This window comes from Marinitenerispora sediminis (assembly GCF_003336425.1).
Lineage (GTDB): Bacteria > Actinomycetota > Actinomycetes > Streptosporangiales > Streptosporangiaceae > Marinitenerispora > Marinitenerispora sediminis.
The window spans coordinates 1-1916 of sequence record NZ_QEIO01000293.1; the positions used below are offsets into that span (position 1 = coordinate 1).

A 1916-nucleotide genomic window follows, 5' to 3' on the forward strand; every position below is an offset into this window, starting at 1 on the left:
GCTCCGCAAGGCACTGAAACTCAGGATCCAGGGATTCGTCAGCAAGTCCGCGGAACCGGCGCACATCGCCGCGGTCATCACCGCCCTGCACCAGGGCAGGCGCTGGATCGACCCGGACGTCTCCGCCCTCGCCGTCATCGACGACTGCCCCCTCACCGACCGGGAGACCGACGTGCTGCGCGAGACCCGCGAAGGCTACTCCGTCGCCGAGATCGCCGCCCGGCTGCACCTGGCCGAGGGCACGGTACGCAACTACCTCTCCAATGCCATGGCCAAGACCCAGACCCGCACCCGCCACGAAGCGGCACGCCACGCCCACCAGCACGACTGGCTGTAGGGAGCAGCGGCGGAGAGCGGCGCGGTACCGCGCTCGGTCGGGGACAGGCTGAGCCGGAAGGCAGCGGCGGGCAGGCGAGCGGATCCGCGGCGCCCACGGGCAAACCCACCGAGGCGGATCGGGGAGCCGCCGCGCGTCGGCCCGCCCCGTGCCGGCGGTACGGGCGCGCGGCCGGGGCGCGGCGTCCGGACCGGCGCCTGACCGGGGCGGCGGGCGCGGACGTGGCGCCTCCGGCGATCGGATAGCGTCGGACCATGACCGTCGGTCCCCCCGTGGAGCGTCCCGCGCGTCCGGCCTTCGGGGCGCTGCTGCGCTCCTGGCGGGAGCGGCGGCGGATCAGCCAGCTGGAGCTCGCATCGCGGGCGGACAGCTCCGCCCGGCACATCAGCTTCATCGAGACCGGCCGGGCCCGGCCCAGCCCGGCGATGGTGCTGCGGCTGGCGGAGCACCTCGACGTCCCGGTCCGGGACCGCAACGCGCTGCTGGTCGCGGCCGGGTACGCTCCCGCGTTCCCGGAGACGCCGCTGGACGAGCCGGCCATGGCCCCGCTGCGCGCCGAGATGGAGCGGCTGCTGGCCGCCTACGACCCCAGCCCGGCGCTGCTGGTGAACGGGGTCTTCGACGTGCTGGCCGCCAACCGCGGTGTCGCCGCGCTGCTGAACGGGGTCCCCGAGCACCTGCTGCGGCCGCCGCTGAACGCGATGCGGATCAGCCTGCATCCGGACGGGCTCGCACCACGGATCCGCAACCTCCTCCAGTGGCGGACGCACCTGCTGGAGCGGGTGGAACGGCAGCTGGCGGTGCGCGACTCCGTGCCGCTGCGCGAGCTGCTCCGGGAGGTGGCCGCGTACCCGGTCCCGGCCGGGCACCCGCCGGAGGAGCACCCGCACGCGGTCGCCCTGCCGTTGCGGATCGAGGTCGGCGGCCAGCTGCTCTCCTTCCTCTCGACGGTGACCACCTTCAACACCCCGATGGACGTGACCGTCTCCGAGCTGGCGGTGGAGACGCTCCTGCCGGCCGACCCGGAGACGGCCGGGGCGATGCGCGACCTCGTGGGTGCGGCGGCGGGGGCATGAGCATCCGCGGCCGAAGCGTTCCCGGCGGCCGGCTGCCGGGGCGGCGCGGTCAGCGGCGGACGCTGCGGAGCGCGCCGTACTGGAGAGCGGCGAACCCCGCGACCACAGCGGCCTGCAGCGGGATCCAGACCATCCCGGCGACGCCGGGAGCCAGTACCGGAACGGCGGCGAGGCTGACCAGCACCCAGAGGGCGTTCGCGCCGATCACGGCCGCGACCGCGCCCGACCCCGGCCGGGGCCGGGCCGCGAGGAGGCCGACCGCCGCCCCGTAGAGCACCAGGAACACCCCGACCCCGAGCAGCAGCGCGCTGTCGACGCCCAGCAGCCGGCCCAGCGGGGCCGAGGCGGCCAGGTAGCCGACGCCGTTGCCGCCTGTGACGACGGCGTCGAGGGCGAGGAACCGGCGCAGCCAGGTGAACGGGGCGGCCGAGGGGCGGGCGGTGGGCGTGCTGGTGGCAGGCGATGGCATGGATGACCTCCACGGAGCGAGGGGCGGGGCCGGA

At 75.7% G+C, this 1916-nt stretch carries 3 protein-coding genes; 2 read left to right on the plus strand and 1 reads right to left on the minus strand.

What is annotated here, in order from left to right:
* Both DEF28_RS26355 and DEF28_RS26360 read left to right on the plus strand, forming a co-directional pair.
* A partial coding sequence (locus DEF28_RS26355) for a response regulator transcription factor (protein WP_147280304.1) occupies positions 1-337 on the plus strand: 337 nt, incomplete at its 5' end.
* Positions 338-591: 254 nt separating this feature from the next.
* Positions 592-1413: a helix-turn-helix domain-containing protein gene (locus DEF28_RS26360; protein WP_114400899.1), complete on the plus strand. Its 822-nt coding sequence runs from the start codon at positions 592-594 to the stop codon at positions 1411-1413.
* A 49-nt stretch (positions 1414-1462) separates the two neighbouring features.
* Here DEF28_RS26360 and DEF28_RS26365 read toward each other — a convergent pair whose 3' ends face one another.
* Positions 1463-1882: a hypothetical protein gene (locus DEF28_RS26365; protein WP_114446261.1), complete on the minus strand. Its 420-nt coding sequence runs from the start codon at positions 1880-1882 to the stop codon at positions 1463-1465.
* Positions 1883-1916: the final 34 nt, after the last annotated feature.

Bases quoted from the DNA above. Each gene is read 5' to 3' on its own strand.
- DEF28_RS26365 (WP_114446261.1), bottom strand. From the start codon at position 1,882: ATGCCATCGCCTGCCACCAGCACGCCCACCGCCCGCCCCTCGGCCGCC.
- DEF28_RS26360 (WP_114400899.1), top strand. From the start codon at position 592: ATGACCGTCGGTCCCCCCGTGGAGCGTCCCGCGCGTCCGGCCTTCGGG.